Source organism: Nannocystis exedens (assembly GCF_002343915.1).
GTDB lineage: Bacteria > Myxococcota_A > Polyangia > Nannocystales > Nannocystaceae > Nannocystis > Nannocystis exedens.
In genome coordinates this window covers 1,471,311-1,493,993 of sequence record NZ_NETK01000001.1, presented here as the reverse complement: position 1 = coordinate 1,493,993, position 22,683 = coordinate 1,471,311, and the positions used below count along the sequence as shown (strand labels likewise).

Below are 22,683 nucleotides of genomic sequence, written 5' to 3'. Positions count from 1 at the left end.
CTCAGCGCGTGATCCCGGCAGGATAGAGGTCGAGGCCGCCGAGGTGGAAGTAGATCGCAGCTCGGAAGCGGTCGCGGTTACGGAAGCCGCGGGCGACGTACTTGAGCTTCTGGATGACCGAGTTAAGGCCCTCGGCAGAGGCGTTGGTGATCCGTTCGGTGGCTGCATGGATGATGCCGCCGAGGTGATTTTTGACCATGCGCGCGGCGGCCTTCATCGGCTCCAGGCGAGAGCGGATAGCCCAATCGTACCACATGCCCCATTGGTCCCGCATGTTGCTCGGCGAGGTGTGCTCCCAGACCTCCATCGCCGCCTCCTTGAGCGCCCACGCGCGGGCCGTCCGCAGCGAGCTCGTCCGCAGCGCCTCGAAGTCGTCCCAGACCTCCTTGCTCATCCGTTCGGGGTTGCGCAGCCAGAGGTACTTGGTGCCCTTGAGCCGGTTGTCGCCGAGGCCGTGGAGAGCGCGGTGTTCCTCGCGTCGCACGTGGTCGACGGCTTGACCGAGGCGCGCGGCGACGTGGTACTTGTCGAAGGCGATCTTCGCGTCGCCATCGGGGATGGCCTCGCGGACAGCTTGAATGTAGGGCTCGTGCATGTCCATGACGACCACGGAGACCGCAGCCCTCTCTGGGCGCGAAAAGCCGCTCAGGAAGCCCTTGAGGGCCCCCTTGCCGCGTCCGTCGGCGACGTGGATGACCCGCTTGCTGGCGGACTTCGGGTCATGCACGATCGTGACGTACTCGTGGCGCCGCTGGAAGGAGGTCTCGTCGACGGCGAGCATCTCCGGCAGCGCGACCTCGCGGCGCTCGAGTCCGCGTTGTACTGCACGCTCCTGGACGCCGGCGACCTGATCCCACGAGAGCCCGAGGCGCTCCGCGACCACTGCAATCGGCGCATCGCGGAGCCAGTCGATCACCAGCGCCTCGAACAGCGCGGTGAGCCGAGCGCTACCGTCCGCCCACGAGACGCGCATCGTGAGCGTACCGTGCTTCGGGCACGACGTCCGCGGTACGCCGGCTTCGATGATCGTCCGATACTGACACGTATCGAGGTGCCGCCATCGGCGAGTCCGCGTATCGTGACGGGGAACAGCCTGGCCACACTCCGGGCACGTCGTTGGCACATCGGGGTCGTGCTCGACCTCGATGACGATCTGCCCCTGCCCGAGCTGCAGCTTCACCGCAGCAACTCTCCAGGGAGCCTCGATACCGAGAATTCGGGCATAGAGTTCGGTCTCTGCCATTTCGCGCACGATATCACGGCGCGATTTCGCGCGCAACCTACGCCACCCTCAACCCTGAAGAGCCGGAAGATCTGGGCTGACAGCGTGTACAACGGTCAGCAAATCAAGGCTCTAGCGAACAGTACAGGTATCGACATTGAAACCGTGAAACGGACTGATGACATGAGTGGGTTTGTCGTCTTGCCTCGCCGATGGACGGTTGAACGTACCTTCGGTTGGCTGGATCGTTTCGGTTGCTCAACCGAGAATATGAGCGATCGGTCGCATCAAGCACCGCAGATGTCTATCATGCCATGATCACGATCATGGGCCGGCGACTCGCTGGGGAGTCACTGCGCTCAAAAGCTTTGCGACCGCGCGGCAGGAGGCGGCTACTTGATAGATCAGCGCGATGGATCAAAGCTCAGTTTCGCGCCACTTCTCTGGGGAGACTCTCTTATGCTTTTGCGATGGCTCGCAGCGCTCTTTGGACGCGACTCACGGCATTTTCTACCGAGGCCTCGACTTCTGGAGCGCGCCGCTCACGCGAGGCTCGTATGAGCGGCTTCAAGTCAGCGACTTCTACCTCGGGCTGCTATGCTCTGTGGATGCGCCGACGTGCGCCCCCGTCCCTGCACGAGCTCAAGGTACCGCTCGCCGATCTCGCGCAAGCCGAAGCTCTCGCCGACGGCGCGGCGGCGGCGGGCCCCCGAGGGCAGCGCGCCAGCGGACGGCGCGCGCGGCGTATCCTGGCGACGACCCGCCGCGAGTTCGATCGGCTCGCGGAGCAGATCCTGACCGCGCACCGCCGCCGCGTCGATGAGGCCGAACGAGGCCTCGCGCGCGCGGAATCCAAAGGCGCGCAGGCGGCGGACGACCGAACGAACGAGGCCGTCGCCGCGACGCGGGAGCTCGCGCGCGCGCGCGAAGCGCTCGAGCGCGCGCGCGGCGAGATCGAAGCGACGCGGGACGCGCTGCGCGCGCGCGCTGATCACATCGAGGTGCGCCTTCGCGAAGGAGCGGAGCGCAGCGGCCCCGCCCGGGCGGCCCTGCCGCGAACGCCGAACCGGATCGCAGCGCTGCTCTTTCCGCCGGCGCTGCTTCTCGTCTACGCCGCGCTCTTCGCGTGCCTCCCCCTTTCGAAAGGCTGGGAGATGATCGTCGCTACCGTGCTCCTGTTCGGGGCACCCGGCCTCATCGTCGTCCTCGTCCGAGCGAACTGCTTGCTCGCCGCCTCACCGACGACCATTTCGATGGTCCTCGCGATGATCGCACCATTCACGGCGCTCCTCGTCGATCGGGGCGCAGCCTGGCTCGTGCGGGGCCTTGCGAGACAGGTCGAGGTCGCCGAGGCCCCGGCGCACCGGTTTGCCGGGCTCGTGACGTTCGCGAGCGGCACTCTTCGGCCCGATCTCGCCGGACAATCGGTACGCAAGCAGGCGTTCCGGGGCGGCGGGCTCGCGCGCTACGTGCACCACGTGGTCCCGCTCGTTCCTGCCGGCTGGACCCCGTCGCAGCCGGTGCCCGCCTGGGTGGCCGGTCCCGACGAGACGGTCGTGACGACGGTGCTCGAGCGCGGGGAGATCGGACGGGGCGCTCACCGGCACGGCGAGCTCGCGCGCCGCCTCGATGCAGGCGAGATCGTGGTGCGCACGCCGCTACCCGAGCGTGTGCGGGACGCCGTCGTGCTCCACCGCTCGGATGCGGCGCACCTCGAGGAACTCGGGAGCATCGAGCGGGCCATCGCGGCGACCGAGCGGCGGCATGGCCTCCATTCCCATCCCGATGCGCCGATCGTCGTCCCCGTCGCATCGGCCGAGGCCGAGCGCAGCAAAGAACTGCTCTGGCTCGGCGGCGTCCTCTTCGTCTTCTTCAGCGTGAGCCTCTGGGCGCACCTCGCACTCGACGACGGGCGGCGCAAGAGACCCACGGACGCCTCGCGCGCGGGCACGGCATGCGTCCCGTGACCCCGCTTCTGGAGCTGTCCGCGCGGGCGTGGGGCGCCGACGGATGGCTGGGACATCGACGACCAGACGCTCGCGGGCACGTACTCCGCGCGAGCCGTGACGGCGCCCCCGCGAGCGTCCCGCCGGCGGGTCGCCGCACAGGCCGCACATGATGTAGCCGCGCTCGTACTCGGCCGCGCTGACGCGGATCTATCTGCCGCACGCGCAGGCCCGCATCGTCGAGGCCCGCTTGCCGCCCTCGCCGCCTTCGCCACCGGACTCGCCCTCACCGCCCGCGTCCGGGTGTTCGCACAGGAAAAGGCTCACTACGTTGTTGGGAGCGGAAGGCGCGTCAGCGCGCCAGGCTCGCGGCAGAGACCGCAGTCGGCCGTGACGACTCCGCGCGGGCCGTCGCGGGGCCACCGCGAGCGTCCCGCCGACGGGTAGCGATCACGGCGACTGCTTAGGTGGACGCCGGCGCGAGTCCGGACGACGAAGAGTGCCCGATACGGCACCCGCGCAACGAGCGGAGACAGCATCACGTTCTTGATGAGCACGACGCCGAGGTTCCATGCCGTCAGGCGCGGTGTGTCGCTGCCCCGCGGCCGGAGCGACATCCGGATCGAGGCGGCGCACGGCACTCGCGATCCGGTCGTCCCGTTCGCGGCCGGGCAGGCGACCGCGCCGCTCTTCGAGGCCGCCGGCTACTCGGTGGGCTTCTCGCCGTTGCGGCTCGCAGGCCACGCGCTGAGCAGTGTCGGCCCTGGCGGACTCGCGTCAGTCCCAGCGGACCTGGACCGGGGTGTGGCGGCGTTCGGTGGTCCCGTCGCCGAGCTGGCCGTCGCTGTTGTCGCCCCAGCACCAGACCCGGACGTCGGCGCTCGCGCCCGCGAGCGCGCAGGTGTGGTGGAAGCCGAGCGCCAGCGCACGGACCGGCGGCAGACCGCCGACCCGGGCGATCTGCTCGCTGCTTTCCCCAGGGACAGGCGCGTGGCCGAGCTGGCCGAACGAGTTGTTCCCCCAGCACCACAGCTCGCCGTCCGCGGTGCGGGCGCAGGCGTGGGCCTCGCCGGCGGCGAGCTCGGCCATCGGGGGCAGCCCGTCGAGCGCGTACGGCCGGTACTTGGCGAGGTCCTCGCCGTAATCCATCCTCTCGCCCTGCTGTCCCCAACGCCAGATCCGTCCGACCTCGTCGCGGGCGTGGGAGAAGTAGCCGCCGAGCGCGAGCTCGACGATCGGCGGCAGACCGACGGCGCGGACCGGAACCGGCTCGTGCTTGCACTCCTTCGGCGGCAGGCGGCGGCCCTCCCGGGGAAGCGGGTGTTTGTAGCGGCAACCGCCCTGGCCGTTGCCGAGCTGGCCGCTGACGTTGTGACCCCAGCAGCGGACCTCGCCGGCCTTCAGCGTGCATCCGTGGGCGCCCGCGAGGGCGAGGTCGTCGACGCCGGCGAGCGCCGCAATCTCGAGCGGGAACGGCTGCTGGCGTACGTGGCCGTCGCCGAACTCGCCGCGGCCCCAGCAGAAGAACGCGGCGCCGCGGCCGGCGCAGACCCGGCCGAAGTCGACGACGAGGCGGTCGGCGGCGAGGTCGGCGAGCCGTGCCGGTGTCGTCTGGAGTGCGACGTCACCGATGCCGAGCTGGCCGCGTCCGTTGTCTCCCCAGCAATAGACCGCGTGGTCCTCGGCGAGCGCGCAGGTGAAGTCGTAGTCCGAGGCCACCTGGACGACCGGCGGGAGGCCCGGAACCCGACGCGGTCGCAAGATGTCCTCGAGGTCAGGCTCTCCGACGCCGAGAAGCCCCTGGCGATTGAGCCCCCAGCAGAACACCTGGCCCTGGCGGAGGGCGCAGGTGTGGTTGACGCCCGGTGCGAGCGCGACGAGCTCGCCGCTCGGCGGGGCCGCTGGGGCCGCCGGGGCCCGAGCGGGCGCGACGAGCTCGCCGCTCGGCGGGGCCGCTGGGGCCGCCGGGGCCCGAGCGGGCGCGACGAGCGGCGGCGGCGGGCTCTCGTTCGGCCGGCCCGCGTCGTCCGGCCTGCGGTGCGGCGAGCAGGCGACAGCCACGAGAGCCGCGGCGAGCGAACGTGACCCAAGCATACCGGGATTGTACGCGCTCCGCGGGTGTTCGTGCTCCGCCGAAACCCGGCCCGCCGGGTCGGGTGCGGCGCTGGGGCGATATTCGGGACCCAGAGCTCGGCCGCGATCCGCCGCGCCCGCTCGTTGTCACGGGACACCCAAACCGGGACCCTCGGCGGCCTGCGCCAGGCCCGAGCAGCGCGCGTTCACCAGTGAGCGCTCGTCACTGGGGGATAAAGGCGACACCAGCGCACGCTCGAGCTCGCCGGCGTTGAAGGCCGCGCGTGCGGCTTCTTCGGACGGTGGGGCGAGCATCGACAGGACGAAGGCGAGGTGGAGAGTCATCGTCGGCTCCTACGGGGCTACAAAGAAGGTGTGTTGGCGTTGGCCGCTGCTCACCGCCAGGCCGAAGCGCTCCAGCGCCTCGCGGACGCAACGCGACGCGTCTGACCCAGAGGCCACCCCGCGCACGCTCGGCAGCTCGCCGGCCGAGAGTGTGACGACCAGCGGCTTGATCGTCGCGCCCGACTTCTCCATGCACCGGCGAACGTGAGCCTCCGCGCGACGCATGCGAGTCTCCCACGACGCGGCCGGACGCCGCGCCGCGGCAGGCGGAGGCGCTTCACGGGAGCTCACGGGGGACTGGTCGCGGTGAGGCGTGCGCGTCGAGAACTGCGGCGTGTCGGTGCTGGCCATCTCCGTCGTGCCGTCCCCCGCGTCTTCGCCGTCTCGGCTCGCTACGAGTTCATCCGAGTATCTGCGAAAGATCGCACCGAGCCGCAGACCGACATCGGCTGCGGCAGGCGCTCAAGCGGCTACAGATCCGCGGCTGACGTCGGCGTGCCTAATTGACAGAGTTTTCGCTTGCCGCTCGCTTGTCGCTACTTGGTTCCCAGTCAAAGTTTATCGTACAACCAATCATGCCCAGCATCATCCGATGTGCCATTCAGCACCATACAGTCATCGCTATCGTTCTCACCTGTGCCGTTTTGGAGACGAGCGCGCCAGCGTCGAGCCTTGTGCCGTCGCCCTCGCTGGAGCCGGCAGCAGTCGTGTCTTTGTCGCCTCTGTCAGTGGCGCCGCAGCCCGCCGAGGATGACATGGTGAGCGACGAGGACCGGCCTGCTGCGCTCGTAGGTGCTGGATGTAGCGGAGAAGGGGAAGCTGAACCCACAGACTCGGAGCTTCAGAGCGCGGTCACGCTGGCCCCTGTTGCCAGCTCGGATGACGAGAGCGTCGACAATCCTGCTGCCGTTGCCAAGCTGGCCGCCGCCAGAATCGATTTCCCTGGAGATGAGGGGCCGACAGGGACTGGGCCGACAGTGCCGGGTCGGTTGGCCGAGGTTTCAGACATCAATGGGTCGACTGTCGACATCGACGTCGAGGGCACCGCGCTGTCCCTTACCATTCACCACGCCAATGGCGAGGCCAGCAGAGTTGACAGCGAGACCCAGCTAGTCCGGATTTCTCACCACGGGAAGGAAAACCGGCCGCACTTCCCGAGTTCGAGCGGGTGTGAAACGATTGCTGACCACCCAGGGGTACGGCCGGAACACGACAAGGTGTATCCGCACCGAGTTCGATTTTCAACCGGCCGGGCGGAGGCGTGTCGAGGCTGCCTTTGACGGCGGACGGGTCAGCTCGGACGGGGGCCTGCTGTTGCTGCGGGAGCTGACCGAGAGTTCAGGTGTGTTTCGGGACTTCGCGGCCTGCTTCCGGGACCACCGCGACCCGAGCCGCATCGAGCACACCGTCGAGGAATTGCTCGCGCAGCGCGTGCTGGGCCTGCTGTGTGGTTACGAGGACCTGAACGACCACGACGTGCTCCGCGACGATGCCTTGCTCGCGCTGGCGATAGGCAAGGCCGATCCGACCGGCGAGCAGCGCAAGCGGGTGCGCGACCGGGGCCATGCGCTGGCGGGCAAGAGCACGCTGAACCGCCTGGAGCTGGCGAAGCCCACGGTGGCCGGCGACGAGCGCTACAAGAAGATCAGCTACGACGACCACGGCATCCAGCGCCTCTTCGTCGACACCTTCCTGGCCGCGCACGATCGGCCGCCCGCCGAGATCGTCCTCGATCTCGACGCGACGGACGACCCCGTACACGGCAAGCAGGAGGGTCGCTTCTTCCATGGCTTCTACGACAGCTACTGCTACCTGCCGCTGTACGTCTTCTGCGGCGACTTCATCCTCGGCGCCGCGCTGAACACCGCCGACAAGCAGCCAGTCAGCGGCGCGGTCGAGGAGCTCGAGAGGATCGTCAGTCAGATCCTCGCTCGCTGGCCGGCCGTCCGGATCATCGTGCGCGGCGATTCCGGCTTCTGCCGGGACGAGGTCATGCGCTGGTGCGAGGACAACGGCCTCTTCTTCGTCCTCGGCCTGCAGAAGAACTCGCGCCTGATCGCCGAGCTCGAGGACGAGATGACGCAGGCCCGCGCCACCTCCGAGCAGACCGGCAAGGAAGCACGCGTCTTCAAGGACTTTCGCTACGAGACCAACCGGACGTGGTCGCGAGAGCGCCGGGTGGTCGGCAAGGCCGAGTACACGACGGACAAGGAGAATCCGCGCTTCGTCGCCACCAACCTCTCGCAGGACGAGTACGACGCGCGCTCGCTCTACGAGGACCTCTACTGCGCTCGTGGGGACATGGAGAACCGGATCAAGGAGCAGCAGCTCGGCCTCTTCGCCGACCGCACCAGCGCCCACACGCTGCGCGCCAACCAGCTCCGCCGTAATCGTCCGACAGACTGCGTCTGGCTCGGTCGGGGGCGCCTGGGCTACATCGCGGTCGGATGCTCGCCGAGGGCGATACGGCGGAAGAGGTTGGCGGCGAGGAGCTGCTGAGCCTCTGGCTGCTTGAGCGTTTCCTGCCAGGAGGCGGGGGCGAGCTCGAGGACGCGGGGGCGCGGCCAGGAGGGCAGCAGGCACAGGAGGTCGCGGAGGTAGCCGAGGGGCTCGATGCCGTGCATCTGGCAGCTAGCCAGCAGGGACACGAAGAGCGTGTTGGCGCGGGCGCCGTCGTCGCTGCCGACGAAGAGCCAGTTTTTGCGACCGACCGCCTCGCGCCGCAGCGCGCGCTCGGAGATGTTGTTGTGGAGGGGCAGACGGCCGTCGTCCAGGAAGCGCCGCAGCGCGGCCTTCTGGTTGGTGGCGTAGGTCAGGGCTGCGGCGAGCGGCGAGCCGTCGAGGGCGACCTCGGCTTGCTGGGCGCACCACGCGAAGAATTCGTCGACGATCGGCGCGGACAGCTTGCGGCGTGTCAGCGACGATCTCGATCTGCGTAAATCCAGCGGCGAGGCGACGAAATGGTTTTGGTAGAAACTCGACGGGCCGCAGGCTTGTAGGCCAGATCACAAGAATTTCTGGTCGAGCGTAGCCGGGCCGGAGGCGTGTCCGGAGATTGGCGCCGCGTGGCGAGGCCGGGTAGCGGGGAGGCGCCGGAAAAAAAAACGGGGACGCCGGGATCAAGAGTTGGCGCTCTCCGGCGTCCCCCAACAACCTCCCCCAGCGACATTGTCGAAGAGACAGGTCGCGTGAAGGCTGCCACAGGACGGTGGGATCCGCAACGGGGACCGGCACGGAGGTGTCGTCGATCGAGAGCCGAACGAGCCGCGGGAGCCGAGGGGGATCCCGCTGCGCTGTGGAGCGTGCGGGAGCGCGACGTGGGTGTGCGACGCGTGCTGGTGCGGGCGGCGCTACTGCGGGCCGGGCTGCGCCAGGCAGGGGCGGCTGCGGAGGCAACGGGCGTCGAATCGACGGTATCAGCAGTCGAGGAAGGGTCGGCGCAAGCACGCTCAGCGACAGGCGAAGTATCGAACGGCGCAGCGGGCGAAGAAAGTGACGGAGCAGTGTCTCCCGCAGGACGGCGGAGACGGCGATGACTACCGGGACGCGGGATCGATCAGCGTGGAGCTGGTGACCGCGTCAGAAGGAGATTCATCGCATGAACATCGGGACATGGTCGATGAGGCTGAGGCCGCGACCGACGACGATCGAGCTGAGGCTGCAAGCGCGGGGGCAGGAGCTGCTGCGGGCGATCCTGCCGCGGCCCTCCCATCCGCGGGCGCTGGTGGCGCTGCTCGAGGGCCTCGCGCTGTGGCAGGGGGATGCGCTGCGCGTTGCTGTGTGTGTGGACGGCAGCTGCGATTCGTCTGGGCTCACGGGTCTGGGACTCTTCGGCGCGACTCTGGATGATCCCGGGAGCCCGCTGGTGCACGCTTACGAGCTCGCTCCCTTGCGTCTTGTCCTCCGTCTCCGACGACCACGGCCGCCGTCGACCGTGCAGTGGGATCTCGATCTGACCGGAGGTGAGAAGTGACGACGTCGGCCTTGACTCGGGCGAATGTCCTGCGGCTGTTTCACGCCGAGGGCTGGCGGATCGGCACGATCGCCGCGCAGCTCGGCCTGCACCACGGCACGGTGCGCAGGATCCTCCAGCACAACGGCGTGAAGCTGCCGGCGCCGAAGCGGCGGACGAAGGTGGATCCGTACCGCGCCTTCATCCGCGAGACGCTCGAGAAGTACCCGAAGCTGCGCGCGACGCGGATCCTGCAGATGGTCCGCACGCGCGGCTACACCGGCCAGATCTCGCGGCTGCGCGAGGTGGTCCGCGAGCTGCGACCCCGCCGGGCCGAGGCGTACCTGCGCCTTGCGACCTTGCCCGGAGAACAGGCCCAAGTGGACTGGGCCGACTTCGGCAAGGTCCAGGTCGGCCGGGCGACGCGCAAGCTGATGGCCTTCGTCATGGTGCTGAGCTGGTCGCGCGCGCTGTTCGTGCGCTTCTTCTACGACGCGCGGATGCCGAGCTTCCTCGCTGGCCATGTGCATGCATTCGCGTACTTCGGCGGCGCCGCGCGGGTCGTGCTCTACGACAACCTGAAGAGCGCGGTGCTCGAGCGACAGGGCGACGCGATCCGCCTCCACCCGACGCTCGTCGAGTTCGCGGGGCACTACCGCTATGAACCCAGGCCGGTCGCGCCGAGGAGGGGAAACGAGAAGGGTCGTGTCGAACGCGCGATTCGCTACCTGCGCGACGCATTCTTCGCCGGCCGCACTTTCGTCGGCCTCGACGACCTCAACGCGCAGGTGCTCGCATTCTGCCAGACCCTCGCCATGCAAAGACTGTGGCCCGACGACCGCGCCCGCACGGTCGAAAGCGCCTTCGCCGAGGAGCGCCCCTTGCTGCTGGTGGCGTCCGGCGAGCCGTTTCCGTGCGCCGAGCAGCAGCCCGTGCGCGCCGGCAAGACCCCGTACGTGCGCTTCGATCGCAACGACTACTCGATCCCGCACACCCACGTCTGCAAGGAGCTCGTCGTCGTCGCCGACGCCGAGCGCGTGCGCGTCGTCGACGGGACGCACGTGATCGCCGAGCACGCCCGCTGCTACGGCGCCGGCGAGGTCCTCGAGGACAGGTCGCACATCGACGCGCTGTGGTCCGAAAAGACCGGCGCCCGGACACATCGGGAGCTCGATCGCCTGCGGCGCGCGGTCCCGCGGAGCCAGGACTTCCTGCGCGCCCTCGCCGAGCGCGGCGAGCCGCTCGCCCGCGCCACCCGTCAGCTCGAGGAGCTCCTCGACGCCCACGGCGCCTGTCTCTTGGAGCAGGCCATCGACGACGCGCTCGCACGCGAGTTGCTATACATCCCGGCGCTGCGCAAGGCGATTGAGCAGCTCGCCCCGCCAGGACACCGGGAGGCGCCGGAGCTCCCGACGCGCCTGCGCGCGATCGTCGTGCGCCCGCACGACCTCCGCACCTACGACGCGCTCACCGCCGAGGAGAACGACGATGGCGACGAAGACACCTGACGCGACGCTGCGCGAGCGCGCCGCCGCGCTCGGGCTCTACGGCCTGCTCGCCCGCTGGCACGCCATCGAGGCCGAGCCGTGGCTGCGCCCGCTCATCGAGGCCGAAGAGGACGAACGCTGTCGACGCAGCCTCGCGCGTCGCCTCGAGGGCGCCAAGATCGGCGCCTTTAAGCCGATCGCCGACTTCGATTGGACGCACCCGCGGAAGATCGACCGCGAGGCGATCGAGGCTCTCTTCGAGCTCGACTTCCTCCGCGAGCACACCAACGTCGTCCTGATCGGCTCGGGCGGCGTCGGTAAGACGATGATCGCCCGCAACCTCGCCCACCGCGCGATCCGGGCCGGCCACACCGTCCGCGTCGTCGAGGCCGCCCAGATGCTCGGCGATCTCGCGGCCCAGCCCGACACCACGCGCCTGCGGAAGCGCCTCCGCCGCTACACCTCTCCCGCGCTCCTCGTCGTGGACGAGGTCGGCTACATGTCCTATGGGCAAGGCTACGCCGATCTGCTCTTCCAGGTGGTCAGCCAGCGATACCAACGACTCTCGACAATCGTAACCACCAACCGGATCTTCAGCGAGTGGCAGGAGGTGTTTCCGAGCGCGACCAGCATCGTCGCCGTCATCGACCGCCTGTGCCACAACGCCGAGGTCCTCACCATCGACGCCGAATCCTACCGGAACAAGGAGACCGTCGAACGCAACACGACCCGCAGAGCCGCCAGGCGCTCTCGTCGCAAATCCTGAGCCGCCACGGTCACCCTCGCTCGACGCCGGCCTCGCCGGCGTTTTCTGCCGCCGATTTTCGCCGCTGATTTCTGCCGCTGGATTTACGCGGATCTACGCCGTCGTCAACACCGAGCCCTCTTGGCGCACCTCCGCGAGATTGGCGTCGGCGACCTCCAGCGTCTTCTCGATGGTCTTCGTGTCGCCCGCAGCGCCGCCGTGCACCGTCACGCCGACGATGGCGCCGGTCTCGAGGTCGACCGCCTGCTCGTGCTTGTGCGCGAGGTGGGTGCTGCCGTCCTTCATCTTCATGATCTGCGCCTCGGGATCGTGCGGGTGTACCCACTCGTCGTTCGAGCCCTTCTTCGGCCGCTTGCGGTCCAGCCGCGCCAGGTCCTCGCGCGTCGGTTCCTCGATCCCCTCGGCCTTCGCCAGGTCGGTCAAGTACTCCTTGTACGCGCGTCCGTCGTCGCGGCGCACGATCGATCGCAGCGCCGCGTTCGCCTCAAGTGTCGTTGCGTCGATCCCGAGCGTCTTGCCGCGCAACAGGCCATGCTCGGCGACCAGCTCCAGCACCCGCGTGAACACCCGCTCGTGCACGTCGGTGCTCAGCCGACGCCGCGTCCGCGAGATCGTCGAGTGATCCGGCGGCTGCTTCTCCAGGCCGAGCCCCAAAAACCGCCGCAGACTCAGCGAGTCGGCGACCCGCCAGGCGATGCCCCGCTCGCTGCCGATCCCCTCGAAGTAGCCGATCAGCAAGCAGCGGAAGTACACCCCCGGCGCGAGGCCCGGTCGTCCCATCACCTCGGCGTAGAACGGCTCGCACTGCTTCTCCGCGAAACGGTCGAAGCCGTGCTTCCGGAGCAGCTTGTCGAGCGCCTCGTAGAACGGGTGCCCGAGCCCCTGCAACTTGTCATACGTGATGAACAGCGTCGGCTGCTCCCCGTTGTCGTGCCCCATGGCCATGGCAAAGCCACTTTATCAGCTTTCATCGCAGAGCGCGATACCGCGCGCCGCTCCGCTGCTCGCGAGGTTCCTCGCGGCGTGGTTGCCGCGACTTTCACCACGGGCTGTTAGGGATGAATTTGCACACGCGTTGGTTTACGACCGCCGTAGCTCCTAGCCACAGTTGCGCCCGGAATTCCCCGTCCATGCCTACAAGGATCTCTCCAGATTCCACTGTAAAGCCGGCCGGATGTAACTCTTCCGTGAACACCTCTGGATTGTGAGTGGAGAGGTCGCGGATTCTCACTAATGGGAAGCCTCGACCTTCTGTGTTGAAGAGTCTTGAAGCATAAGGCGCGCCGTAGCGCACCTTGCACAACTCATATACCGAACCGTAATGCCAGCCTCGGGGAAGTGTACCTTCGCTGGAATCCTCTAGCGACTCTGGGAAAAGGCGAGCAGTGGCGGCGTCCCCTTCCGCCGGTAGACGGCCCTCCATCTTGGCGCGGACGGGGTCGAAGTCGACGAACCAGCTCTGGAACAGCGCCCGCGCCATCGCCTCCAGCGTCTCGTTCGTCTGCCGGTTCAACTCGATCTTGTCGTCGAGCGCCGACAAGATTCCCTCGATGGCTTCGCGCTCTTTCTTGGGAGGTAAGGTGATCGGCAAGCGCGCTACGTCCCGCAGATTCAACGTAGCCTGCACCGTCGTGTTGCACCATTCTCGGAGCAATGACCGAAGCTCCGGCGAGCGCAACACGTAATGGACCCAACGCGCACCTGGGTCCGCCAGGATGGGCAGAACTCCTACGGCTCTGGCTGTATTCCATCCCGCAAGCTCCGGAGGTACAACCGCCGTCTCACCTACAGTTCCGACCAAGGTTAGTAATAGCTCGCCACCACGAAGGCGCGAACGAGCGTACTTAGCTTCAATCTCGCTTTGGATGCGGAGTGGAGCCGCGGTCGAAACTCGGCCGCCTCGGATGTCGTTCACGCGAACAATCTGTATGCCATCGGCGCAATCCTCGCCGGGCTGAACGACTCCGTAACAGATGCCCCGTGCGGGATCCACGAGCTCAGAGAGGGGCAGCCTGCGCCAGCGCTCACTCATATCGCAGGACCCCGAGCCTCTGGCGGATTACTTCTTGCAAGCGAAGAGCCTCCGCAAACTGGATGTCGAGTCGTGCGGTCAGTCGAGTAAACCGTTGCTCGAATGGCTCGTCCTCGTCTTCGACTTCCTCCGCGCCCACATAGCGTCCAGGCGTGAGTACGTGCTGGTGGAGGCGGATCTCGTCGAGCGTCGCGCTCTTGCAGAAGCCCGCGATGTCTTCGTACTTGCCGGCCCCCTTGTCGCCGCGCCACGCGTGGTACGTCTCGGCGATCCTGGCGATTTCTTCGTCCGTAAGCTCGCGCTGGGTGCGGTCGATCATACGCCCAAACTTGCGGGCGTCGATGAGGAGCACCCGGCCACGGCGGTCGCGAAAGCGGTGGTTCTTCTTGTCACGGGCCAGGAACCACAGACATGCGGCGATCTGCGTCGAGTAGAAGAGCTGGCCGGGGAGCGCAACCATGCAGTCGATCAGGTCGGCCTCGACGATCGCCTTGCGGATCTCGCCCTCTCCAGACTGATTGGAAGACATCGAGCCGTTGGCGAGGACAAATCCGGCTTGCCCGGTCGGCGCGAGGTGGTGGATGAAGTGCTGCACCCAGCCGAAGTTGGCGTTGCCGGCTGGCGGCGTGCCGTACTTCCAGCGCACGTCCTCGGCCAGGCGCTCGACGCCCCAATCCTTTGCGTTGAAGGGCGGGTTGGCGAGGATGTAGTCGGCCTTGAGGTCGCGGTGAAGGTCGCGGTGGAAGGTGTCGGCGTGCTCGGGGCCGAGGTTGGCCTCGATGCCGCGAATGGCGAGGTTCATCTTCGCCAGGCGCCAGGTCGTCTCGTTCGACTCCTGGCCGTAGACGCTGACGTCGCCGTGGCGGCCGCCGTGCTCCTCGACGAACTTCTCCGACTGCACGAACATGCCGCCGGAGCCGCAGCAGGGGTCGTAGACGCGGCCCTTGTACGGGGCGAGCATCTCGACCAGCAGCCGCACGACTGAGCGCGGGGTGTAGAACTGGCCGCCCTTGCGGCCCTCGGCGAGCGCGAATTCCGAGAGGAAATACTCATACACGCGGCCGAGGATATCCTTGGACTGGTGCTCCTTCGTGCCGAGGCCGATCGTGCCGATCAGGTCGACGAGCTCGCCGAGCCGCTGCTTGTCGAGGCCGGGGCGGCCGTAGTTCTTGGGCAGCACGCCGCGCAGCGACGGGTTGTCCTTCTCGATGGCGACCATCGCGTCGTCGATCGTCTGGCCGATGCTGGCCTGCTTGGCCTTGGCCTGGATTCCCGACCAGCGCGCCGCCTTCGGCACCCAGAACACGCGCTCGGCGCGGTACTCGTCGCGGTCCTCCGGGTCGGCGCCCTCGGCGGCCTGCTCGACCAGGCGCGCGTGCAGCTCCTCGAAGGCGTCGGAGATGTACTTGAGGAAGATCAGGCCGAGGACGACGTGCTTGTACTCGGCCGCGTCCATGTTGTTGCGCAGCTTGTCGGCGGCCTGGAACAGCTTGCGCTCGAAGCCGAGATCGCCGCCGTTGCCGTCCGGCTTGCTCGGCGGCGCGGCCTTGGCGGCGCGCTTCGCCTTGGCCGGCGCTGGCGCCGGTGTGGCCGGCTCGAGGTCCAGGGCGGTCTGCCCCGCGGGCTTGGCGGCGGACGCGGGCGCCGTGCCGAGGATCCGGGCGACGATGCCGGCCTTCTCCTTGCCGCTGTCGTCGAGCCCGAGGCTGCGGCAGATCTCCTTGAGCCGGTCGCGGGAGAAGCCGCCGAGGTGCGCCGCGAGGTCGACCTCGCGGGACCCGGCCACGGCCTCGATCAAATCCTCCCGCACGCGCCGATCCCGCACCTTGAGCCCGTTCTGGGCGACAAGGTCCTGCAGTTCGTCGCGGGCGAGGGTCTCCAGGATCCGTCTGGTCTTGGTCGTCATCGAGCCGGCGAACTGCATTCTAGGGCAGGCAGACGCGGCTTGGAAGCCCCTGTCGCCGCGCGCACCATCCCGCGAAGCCGACGCCGGATGCGCCTATTGGGCCTTCACGGGGGGAGTCAGGCCAAGCCGCCGAAATCGTCGTCATCGGCGCCGTCGTGATATCCTGCCGTCCTCGTATGTCCGGTCTTCTCGAGGACCTCCGTCAGACCCTCGCCAGCACGCCACAGAACGTTGTTTTTATCGTCGGCGCTGGCGTCAGCATCGGGGCGCTCCACGGTGGCCCGCGCGCCGTGCTCGCCAGTTGGGGGGGCCTGCTGCATGACGGCCTCCGACGCATCTACGAGCTGGGCGCCCTCGACGCGCGAGAGAACGCCGTCTATCAGCAACATCTCTGCCTGGCGAGTCCCCAGGCCCTCCTGAGCGTCGCCGACATCGTCGGAGGCCGCCTGAGCGCCCCGCACGGGGGCGAGTTCAGCCGCTGGCTACGCGAGACAGTCGGCGCCTTTCATCACGATATCCGCGATCGCTCCGTTCTCGAGGCACTCGCCGCTCACCAGCGCCGTGGAACCTTGCTGGCGACCACCAATTACGACCACCTCCTCGAGAGCGTGACCGCGCTCAAGCCCGCCACATGGACGCGCCCCGCCGTGGTCGAGCGGGCGGTCCGGGGCACAGAACCGCGGGTGCTCCACCTGCACGGCCAGTGGGAAGAGCCCGAGTCGATCGTCCTCGGCACGCGCTCCTACATCGACGTCGTCCGCGACCCGCACGCCCAGGCTGTCCTGTCGACCCTGCGGACGGCGTGGACCTTCGTCTTCGTCGGCTGCGGCGCCGGCCTGTGCGATCCCAACATCGGCGCCTTCCTGCGCTGGACTGGTGAGGTCTTCGCGCGCTCCGAGGTCCGCCACTTCCGGCTCTGCCTGGCGAGTGAGATCGAAGCCCTCCGCCGCGAGCACCCGCCCGAGCAGCGGATCTTCCCGCTGCCCTTCGGGAACACCCACGCCGACCTCGCGCCCTTCCTTCGTCGGCTGCTCCCGCCCGGAGGGTTGCACCTGGGCGGCGGAGGCGCCGGGCCGCCGCTAGGCTCGTCCTCCCACGTCATCACTCCGTCGACCAGTAGCGCGTCTTCCCGCGGTCAAACATCCTTCACCGACGAACCGGAGTTCGATATCCCGCCGCGGCTGCTTCAGCCTGGCTCGCGGGGCACAGCACTCGTCGTCGGGGCGCTCCTGGTCGGTACTGTCGGAGCATTCTGCATCTTCCGCGAATCGCCGTCCGAGCCGAAATCAGCGCCTGACGTGTTTCGCGGGGTCTCGGTCGCTGCACAGAAGCCCGGCCCCTGTGCCGAGCTCACGCCGATCGTGGGCCAGTGGCTCATGACGACCTCGGTGAACTGGACGGCGAACACGCAATTCTCGGGCGCGAGCGGGCACTACAGGCTCGAGATCGCCTCGCGAAAGAACTGCATCGCCAGCATCATCGTCCGCAAGACCGGCGATTCGGGGAAGAACAGGTACAAGCAAGCCTATCAGGACCGCGCCGAGGCACGCATTGTCGCCGGGGCTGATGGCACGGCGATCGCCGATTTTGAGGCCTGGCTCGGGCCGAACAAGCCCGTCGACAAGGCCACCCCGGCCCAGGATGGCGATTGGCATTATCGTTTCATCCTGCGCATGAAAGACGGCCGCATGGAGGGCACCTGGGAGATGTTCGACAAGAAACCCGGCAGCACCATCATGCGAGGGGATCTCAAGGGAACCCGCAGCAGCATTCAGCCCGGATCCTTGCCGAGCCCGTTGTGATCCGGAAATAGTGCGTCGGCCTCATATCGACGATGCGGGCGACGATGTCGGCCTTCTCCTTGCCGCTGTCGACGCGGACGAAGGCGGCGGCCGGCCAAAGTCGCTTAGCAGCCCGTGGTGAAAGTCGCGGCAACCACGCCGCGAGGAACCTCGCGAGCAGCGGAGCGGCGCGCGGTATCGCGCTCTGCGATGAAAGCTGATAAAGTGGCTTTGCCATGGCCATGGGGCACGACAACGGGGAGCAGCCGACGCTGTTCATCACGTATGACAAGTTGCAGGGGCTCGGGCACCCGTTCTACGAGGCGCTCGACAAGCTGCTCCGGAAGCACGGCTTCGACCGTTTCGCGGAGAAGCAGTGCGAGCCGTTCTACGCCGAGGTGATGGGACGACCGGGCCTCGCGCCGGGGGTGTACTTCCGCTGCTTGCTGATCGGCTACTTCGAGGGGATCGGCAGCGAGCGGGGCATCGCCTGGCGGGTCGCCGACTCGCTGAGTCTGCGGCGGTTTTTGGGGCTCGGCCTGGAGAAGCAGCCGCCGGATCACTCGACGATCTCGCGGACGCGGCGTCGGCTGAGCACCGACGTGCACGAGCGGGTGTTCACGCGGGTGCTGGAGCTGGTCGCCGAGCATGGCCTGTTGCGCGGCAAGACGCTCGGGATCGACGCAACGACACTTGAGGCGAACGCGGCGCTGCGATCGATCGTGCGCCGCGACGACGGACGCGCGTACAAGGAGTACTTGACCGACCTGGCGAAGGCCGAGGGGATCGAGGAACCGACGCGCGAGGACCTGGCGCGGCTGGACCGCAAGCGGCCGAAGAAGGGCTCGAACGACGAGTGGGTACACCCGCACGATCCCGAGGCGCAGATCATGAAGATGAAGGACGGCAGCACCCACCTCGCGCACAAGCACGAGCAGGCGGTCGACCTCGAGACCGGCGCCATCGTCGGCGTGACGGTGCACGGCGGCGCTGCGGGCGACACGAAGACCATCGAGAAGACGCTGGAGGTCGCCGACGCCAATCTCGCGGAGGTGCGCCAAGAGGGCTCGGAGAAGGCCAGGGAGCAGATCGCCGAGCGCGTCGAGGAGGTCGTCGCCGACAAGGGCTACCACAGCAACGACGTGCTCACGAGCCTCGAGGAGGTCGACGTACGCAGCTACATCCCGGAGCCCGCGCGTGGTCGCCGGCGGTGGAAGGACAAGCAGGCCGAGCGTGAGGCGGTGCACCGGAACCGCCGCCGCGTGAAGCGAGGCAAGAGCAAGGAACTGCAGAAGAAGCGCAGCGAGCTGGTCGAACGGCCCTTCGCGCACATGCTCGACTCCGGCGGAATGCGCAGGGTCCACGTCCGCGGTCACGACAATATCCTCAAGCGGCTGGTCATCCACGCCGCCGGATTCAACCTGAGCTTGATCATGCGAAAGGTCCACGGAATCGGGAAACCGAGGGCCCTCCAGGGCCTTCGGGCCGCGCTTTCTGCCGTGCTCGTGGCTGTCCTCACGCTTCTGCGGTGGCTCGGAGCGCTTCTTGACCGCCATTCGCGGCACTCCCTACCGGGAGCTCGACTTCCAGAGCACGTCGCTCACTCGAGATACGCATGAGCGATTTCGTCTCACCGACTTCTACCTCGGGCTGCTAATGCACACGTGCCGGTATTTTTCCTTCGGCAAGCAATTGAGCCGCGTCTGGCCTTCTTCGAGCGTGCCAAGGTGGGAACCACAGTTATTCATCTCGGGAAGAGCGATATTGACACGATGCGTATTGTGGTGCCGCCGCCTGCCCTGCTTGAGAATTTTGGCGCTGCAACAAATCCGCTCCTTAAACTTATCTGCTCTAACGCTAAAGAGATTCGCGTATTGACAGAAATGCGTAACTCGCTGCTCCCGCGTCTGATCTCGGGCGAATTGCGCGTGCGCGATGCCGAGAGCGTCGTGGAGGCGGCTGTGTAATCGTTTATCAGGGGGTATGTGGTGATGAGGCGGGTAAAAGTATCCGAAGACGATGTTGAACAACTCGCCATGCTGCACTTCGCGCAGCTAGGCTATGAACAGGCCCACGGCCCCGACATCGCTCCCGGCGAAGCTGCGAGCGAGCGGGCCAGCTACGGCGACGTCATCCTGCGCGGGCGTCTCGAGGCCGCGCTGCACCGCCTCAACCCGGAAGCTCCCCCCGCGGCCGTCGAGGCCGCGCTGCGCAAAATCTTGGTCCCCGAGGCCCCGACGCTCGTCCAGAACAACCGCGCCTTCCACAAGATGCTGCGCGACGGCGTCGAGGTCGAGGTCGCCGGCAAGAAGGGCCAGACCCTGACCCCGCGGCTTCGCCTCATCGACGCCGACGACCCGGACGAGAACGACTGGCTCGCCGTCAACCAGTTCACCGTCATCGAGGGCCAGCACAACCGCCGGCCCGACGTCGTCGTGTTCGTCAACGGCCTCCCGCTCGCCGTGCTCGAGCTCAAAAACATCGCCAGCGAGAACACCACGACCCGGGACGCTTACCGCCAGCTCCAGACCTACAAGAGCCAGATCCCCTCGCTGTTCCTCTGCAACGAGATCCTCGTGATCTCGGACGGCGTCGAGGCCCGCGTTGGCACGCTGACCTCCCCCTGGGAGCGCTTCGCCCCGTGGCGCACCGTCGACGGCCAGGAGGTCGCCGACGCCGACAACCTCGAGCTGTCCACGCTCCTCTCCGGCGTCTTCGACAAGTCGCGCTTCCTCGAGCTCGTGCGCAGCTTCATCGTCTTCGAGGAGGGCGACGACGGCGTGATGAAGAAGCTCGGCGGCTACCACCAGGTCGGAGCCGTGCGCGAGGCCGTGGCCCAGACCGTCCGCGCCACGCGCCCGCGGGGCAACCGCAAGGTCGGCGTCGTCTGGCACACGCAGGGCTCGGGCAAGTCGCTGACCATGGCCTACTACGCCGGCCGCGTCATCGACGAGCCGGAGATGGAGAACCCCACTCTCGTGGTCATCACCGACCGCAACGACCTCGACGAGCAGCTATTCGGCACCTTCTCCCGCTGCTCCGAGCTGCTGCGCCAGAAGCCCGTCCAGGCGCGCGACCGCGACCACCTGCGCGAGCTGCTGCAGGTCGCCTCCGGCGGTGTCATCTTCACCACGATCCAGAAGTTCCTGCCCGCCGAGCGGGGCGAAAAGTTTCCAAAACTGTCCGATCGCCGCAACGTCGTCGTCGTCGCCGACGAGGCCCACCGCAGCCAGTACGGCTTCCGCACCCGCGTCGTCAAGAGTAGCGACGGCCAGTCTGCCCACCTCGTCCAGGGCTTCGCCAAGTACATGCGCGACGGCCTGCCGAACGCCTCGTACATCGGCTTCACCGGCACGCCGATCGAGCTGACCGACAAGAACACGCGCGCGGTGTTCGGCGACTACATCTCGGTCTACGACATTCAGCGCGCGGTCGACGACGGTGCCACGGTCCCGATCTACTACGAGAGCCGCCTGTCCAAGCTCAGCCTCAGCGAGGATCAGAAGGCCGTCATCGACGACGAGTTCGAGGAGGTCACGGAGAGCGAGGAGGTCGGCCGGCGCGAGCGGCTCAAGTCGCGCTGGGCCGCTCTCGAGGCGATCGTCGGCGACGACAAGCGGGTCGAGCGGATCGCCGAGGACATCGTCAAGCACTACGAGCAGCGCACCGAGACGATCGCCGGCAAGGCTATGATCGTCTGCATGTCGCGGCGGATCTGCGTCGCCATGTACAAGGCGATCACCAGGCTCCGCCCCGACTGGCACGCCGCCGAGGACGACAAGGGCGCGCTGAAGGTCGTCATGACCGGCTCGGCCGCCGACGAGGAGGATTGGCAGCCGCACATCCGCAACAAGCCCCGCCTCGAGGCCCTGGCCAAGCGCTTCCGCAACGACAAGGACCCGCTCCGCCTGGTCATCGTCCGCGACATGTGGCTGACCGGCTTCGACGCCCCGTGCCTGCACACGCTCTACGTCGACAAGCCGATGCAGGGCCACGGCCTCATGCAGGCGATCGCCCGCGTCAACCGCGTGTTCCGCGACAAGCCCGGGGGCCTCGTGGTCGACTACTTGGGCGTCGGCGAGTGCCTCCGGCACGCCCTGGCGAACTACACCGAGAACGGCGGCAAGGGCGAGACGGCCATCGACCAGGAGAAGGCCGTCGAGGCGATGCAGAAGCACCTCGAGATCTGCCGCGACTTCTTCCACGGCTTCGATTACCGCAAGTTCCTCCACGGCAACCGCTTCGAGCGGATCCAGGTCCTCGGCCGCGCCGTCAACTTCGTCTACGGCAAGGAGGACGGCCGCGACCGCCTCGTCGCCGCCGTGACCGCCCTCGAGCGGGCGTTCGCCCTCGCCGTCCCCCAGGACGCTGCGATCAAGGTCCGCGACGAGGTCGCGTTCTTCCAGACCGTCAAGGCGATGGTCCTCAAATCTTCGGTCGCGACCGGAGGCCGCGCGCAGCCCGACGTCGAGACGGCCATCCGTCAGCTCGTGTCCAAGGCGCTGATCGCCGAGGGCATCATCGACGTCTTCGAGGTCGCCGGCCTCAAGAAGCCCGACATCAGCATCCTGTCCGACGACTTCCTCGACGAGCTCCGCAGCGCCGAGCACAAGAACCTCGCCGCCGAGCTGCTCCGCAAGCTCCTGCACGACGAGCTCAAGACCCGCCGCCGCAAGAATGTCGTCCAGTCCGAGGCGTTCTCGGAGAAGCTCGAAAAGACCATCGCCCGCTACCACAACCGCGCCATCGCCACCGTCCAGGTCATCGAGGAGCTGATCAACCTGGCCAAGGAGATGAACGAGGCCGGCCGGCGCGGCGAAGACCTCGGCCTCACCGACGACGAGCTCGCCTTCTACGACGCACTCGAGACCAACGACTCCGCCGTCAAGGTGCTGGGGGATCAGGTGCTCCGGCAGATCGCCCGGGAGATTACCGACACCATCCGCCGCTCGGTGACAATCGACTGGACGGTCAAGGAAACGGCCCGGGCGAAGCTCCGCACCCTCGTGAAGCGCAAGCTACGTCAGCACGGCTACCCGCCCGACAAGACCGAGACAGCCGTCGACACCATCATCAAGCAGGCAGAGACCATCGCCGTCCAGTGGGCGGCGTGAGGCCGGGAGGCGAAACGCGTCCCGGAGTCACTCGACCATGCCTGTCCTCGTAAACAGGG

Annotated in this window: 19 protein-coding genes; 11 read left to right on the top strand and 8 right to left on the bottom strand. The window is 67.7% G+C overall.

Annotated features, from left to right (window positions below; genetic code table 11):
- Nucleotide 1 precedes the first annotated feature (1 nt).
- The gene (locus NAEX_RS05815; protein ID WP_096326274.1) at nucleotides 2–1,243 is read right to left on the bottom strand and encodes an ISL3 family transposase; all 1,242 of its coding nucleotides are present in this window, start codon (nucleotides 1,241–1,243) and stop codon (nucleotides 2–4) included.
- Here NAEX_RS05815 and NAEX_RS49735 point away from each other — a divergent pair.
- Entirely contained in the window at nucleotides 1,133–1,540 is a 408-nt protein-coding gene (locus NAEX_RS49735; protein ID WP_170135303.1) for a transposase, read from the top strand. The genes NAEX_RS05815 and NAEX_RS49735 overlap by 111 nt on opposite strands.
- A 290-nt stretch (nucleotides 1,541–1,830) precedes the next feature.
- Nucleotides 1,831–3,189: a hypothetical protein gene (locus NAEX_RS05810; protein ID WP_096326521.1), complete on the top strand. Its 1,359-nt coding sequence runs from the start codon at nucleotides 1,831–1,833 to the stop codon at nucleotides 3,187–3,189.
- 756 nt (nucleotides 3,190–3,945) lie between these two features.
- Here NAEX_RS05810 and NAEX_RS05805 read toward each other — a convergent pair.
- The 3 genes from NAEX_RS05805 to NAEX_RS05800 form a co-directional block, all read right to left on the bottom strand.
- Nucleotides 3,946–5,262 carry an RCC1 domain-containing protein gene (locus NAEX_RS05805; protein WP_096326520.1) on the bottom strand — a complete coding sequence of 439 codons (1,317 nt, stop codon included), beginning with the start codon at nucleotides 5,260–5,262 and terminating at the stop codon, nucleotides 3,946–3,948.
- 126 nt (nucleotides 5,263–5,388) lie between these two features.
- Nucleotides 5,389–5,586: a hypothetical protein gene (locus NAEX_RS47355; protein WP_143141586.1), complete on the bottom strand. Its 198-nt coding sequence runs from the start codon at nucleotides 5,584–5,586 to the stop codon at nucleotides 5,389–5,391.
- A 9-nt stretch (nucleotides 5,587–5,595) separates the two neighbouring features.
- Entirely contained in the window at nucleotides 5,596–5,778 is a 183-nt protein-coding gene (locus tag NAEX_RS05800; protein WP_096326519.1) for a hypothetical protein, read from the bottom strand.
- 383 nt (nucleotides 5,779–6,161) lie between these two features.
- Here NAEX_RS05800 and NAEX_RS49730 point away from each other — a divergent pair, with 383 nt between their 5' ends.
- The gene (locus NAEX_RS49730; RefSeq protein ID WP_170135302.1) at nucleotides 6,162–6,866 is read left to right on the top strand and encodes a hypothetical protein; all 705 of its coding nucleotides are present in this window, start codon (nucleotides 6,162–6,164) and stop codon (nucleotides 6,864–6,866) included.
- On the top strand, nucleotides 6,757–8,085 hold the full coding sequence (locus tag NAEX_RS05795; protein WP_096326518.1) for an IS1380 family transposase: 1,329 nt from the start codon (nucleotides 6,757–6,759) through the stop codon (nucleotides 8,083–8,085). Before NAEX_RS49730 ends, NAEX_RS05795 begins: the two co-directional genes overlap by 110 nt.
- Here the strand turns inward: NAEX_RS05795 and NAEX_RS54360 are convergent.
- Nucleotides 8,019–8,477, bottom strand: a complete 459-nt coding sequence (locus NAEX_RS54360) for an IS66 family transposase (RefSeq protein WP_245913941.1) — start codon at nucleotides 8,475–8,477, stop codon at nucleotides 8,019–8,021. The genes NAEX_RS05795 and NAEX_RS54360 overlap by 67 nt on opposite strands.
- A gap of 707 nt (nucleotides 8,478–9,184) precedes the next feature.
- On the opposite strand from NAEX_RS54360, the gene NAEX_RS05785 reads away from it, so the two are divergent.
- Genes NAEX_RS05785 through istB form a run of 3 tightly spaced genes read left to right on the top strand, consistent with a single transcriptional unit; the run spans nucleotide 9,185 to nucleotide 11,791 of the window.
- Nucleotides 9,185–9,559: a hypothetical protein gene (locus NAEX_RS05785; protein WP_096327535.1), complete on the top strand. Its 375-nt coding sequence runs from the start codon at nucleotides 9,185–9,187 to the stop codon at nucleotides 9,557–9,559.
- A complete protein-coding gene (istA, locus tag NAEX_RS05780) occupies nucleotides 9,556–11,046 on the top strand; it encodes an IS21 family transposase (RefSeq protein WP_096325671.1) in 1,491 nt (496 codons plus the stop codon). Before NAEX_RS05785 ends, istA begins: the two co-directional genes overlap by 4 nt.
- Nucleotides 11,027–11,791, top strand: coding sequence for an IS21-like element helper ATPase IstB (gene istB / locus NAEX_RS05775; protein WP_096325670.1), 765 nt, complete (start codon nucleotides 11,027–11,029; stop codon nucleotides 11,789–11,791). The genes istA and istB overlap by 20 nt, the downstream gene beginning before the upstream one ends.
- A gap of 93 nt (nucleotides 11,792–11,884) precedes the next feature.
- On the opposite strand, the gene NAEX_RS05770 is transcribed toward istB, so the two are convergent.
- From NAEX_RS05770 to NAEX_RS05760, 3 genes are all read right to left on the bottom strand, one after another.
- Nucleotides 11,885–12,736, bottom strand: a complete 852-nt coding sequence (locus tag NAEX_RS05770) for a transposase (protein ID WP_096326517.1) — start codon at nucleotides 12,734–12,736, stop codon at nucleotides 11,885–11,887.
- A 94-nt stretch (nucleotides 12,737–12,830) separates the two neighbouring features.
- A complete protein-coding gene (locus tag NAEX_RS52770; protein WP_096326516.1) occupies nucleotides 12,831–13,823 on the bottom strand; it encodes a restriction endonuclease subunit S in 993 nt (330 codons plus the stop codon).
- The gene (locus tag NAEX_RS05760) at nucleotides 13,816–15,729 is read right to left on the bottom strand and encodes a class I SAM-dependent DNA methyltransferase (RefSeq protein WP_096333532.1); all 1,914 of its coding nucleotides are present in this window, start codon (nucleotides 15,727–15,729) and stop codon (nucleotides 13,816–13,818) included. The genes NAEX_RS52770 and NAEX_RS05760 overlap by 8 nt, the downstream gene beginning before the upstream one ends.
- A gap of 176 nt (nucleotides 15,730–15,905) precedes the next feature.
- On the opposite strand from NAEX_RS05760, the gene NAEX_RS05755 reads away from it, so the two are divergent.
- From NAEX_RS05755 to NAEX_RS05745, 4 genes are all read left to right on the top strand, one after another.
- Nucleotides 15,906–17,531 carry an SIR2 family NAD-dependent protein deacylase gene (locus NAEX_RS05755; RefSeq protein ID WP_096326515.1) on the top strand — a complete coding sequence of 542 codons (1,626 nt, stop codon included), beginning with the start codon at nucleotides 15,906–15,908 and terminating at the stop codon, nucleotides 17,529–17,531.
- Between the two features lie 215 nt (nucleotides 17,532–17,746).
- Entirely contained in the window at nucleotides 17,747–19,129 is a 1,383-nt protein-coding gene (locus NAEX_RS05750) for a transposase (RefSeq protein WP_096325674.1), read from the top strand.
- Between the two features lie 45 nt (nucleotides 19,130–19,174).
- A complete protein-coding gene (locus NAEX_RS47350) occupies nucleotides 19,175–19,477 on the top strand; it encodes a restriction endonuclease subunit S domain-containing protein (protein WP_143141559.1) in 303 nt (100 codons plus the stop codon).
- Between the two features lie 24 nt (nucleotides 19,478–19,501).
- Complete coding sequence (locus NAEX_RS05745) at nucleotides 19,502–22,624, top strand: type I restriction endonuclease subunit R (protein WP_096333531.1); 3,123 nt, start codon at nucleotides 19,502–19,504, stop codon at nucleotides 22,622–22,624.
- The last annotated feature ends 59 nt before the right edge of the window (nucleotides 22,625–22,683 follow it).

What these genes read in the sequence shown, in the direction of transcription:
- NAEX_RS05815 (WP_096326274.1), bottom strand. Translation starts at nt 1,243, where the DNA reads ATGGCAGAGACCGAACTCTATGCCCGAATTCTCGGTATCGAGGCTCCC.
- NAEX_RS05810 (WP_096326521.1), top strand. Translation starts at nt 1,831, where the DNA reads ATGCGCCGACGTGCGCCCCCGTCCCTGCACGAGCTCAAGGTACCGCTC.
- NAEX_RS05805 (WP_096326520.1), bottom strand. Translation starts at nt 5,262, where the DNA reads ATGCTTGGGTCACGTTCGCTCGCCGCGGCTCTCGTGGCTGTCGCCTGC.
- NAEX_RS47355 (WP_143141586.1), bottom strand. Translation starts at nt 5,586, where the DNA reads ATGACTCTCCACCTCGCCTTCGTCCTGTCGATGCTCGCCCCACCGTCC.
- NAEX_RS05800 (WP_096326519.1), bottom strand. Translation starts at nt 5,778, where the DNA reads ATGGAGAAGTCGGGCGCGACGATCAAGCCGCTGGTCGTCACACTCTCG.
- NAEX_RS49730 (WP_170135302.1), top strand. Translation starts at nt 6,162, where the DNA reads ATGCCCAGCATCATCCGATGTGCCATTCAGCACCATACAGTCATCGCT.
- NAEX_RS05785 (WP_096327535.1), top strand. Translation starts at nt 9,185, where the DNA reads ATGAACATCGGGACATGGTCGATGAGGCTGAGGCCGCGACCGACGACG.
- istB (WP_096325670.1), top strand. Translation starts at nt 11,027, where the DNA reads ATGGCGACGAAGACACCTGACGCGACGCTGCGCGAGCGCGCCGCCGCG.
- NAEX_RS05770 (WP_096326517.1), bottom strand. Translation starts at nt 12,736, where the DNA reads ATGGCCATGGGGCACGACAACGGGGAGCAGCCGACGCTGTTCATCACG.
- NAEX_RS52770 (WP_096326516.1), bottom strand. Translation starts at nt 13,823, where the DNA reads ATGAGTGAGCGCTGGCGCAGGCTGCCCCTCTCTGAGCTCGTGGATCCC.
- NAEX_RS05760 (WP_096333532.1), bottom strand. Translation starts at nt 15,729, where the DNA reads ATGACGACCAAGACCAGACGGATCCTGGAGACCCTCGCCCGCGACGAA.
- NAEX_RS05755 (WP_096326515.1), top strand. Translation starts at nt 15,906, where the DNA reads ATGTCCGGTCTTCTCGAGGACCTCCGTCAGACCCTCGCCAGCACGCCA.
- NAEX_RS05750 (WP_096325674.1), top strand. Translation starts at nt 17,747, where the DNA reads ATGGCCATGGGGCACGACAACGGGGAGCAGCCGACGCTGTTCATCACG.
- NAEX_RS05745 (WP_096333531.1), top strand. Translation starts at nt 19,502, where the DNA reads ATGAGGCGGGTAAAAGTATCCGAAGACGATGTTGAACAACTCGCCATG.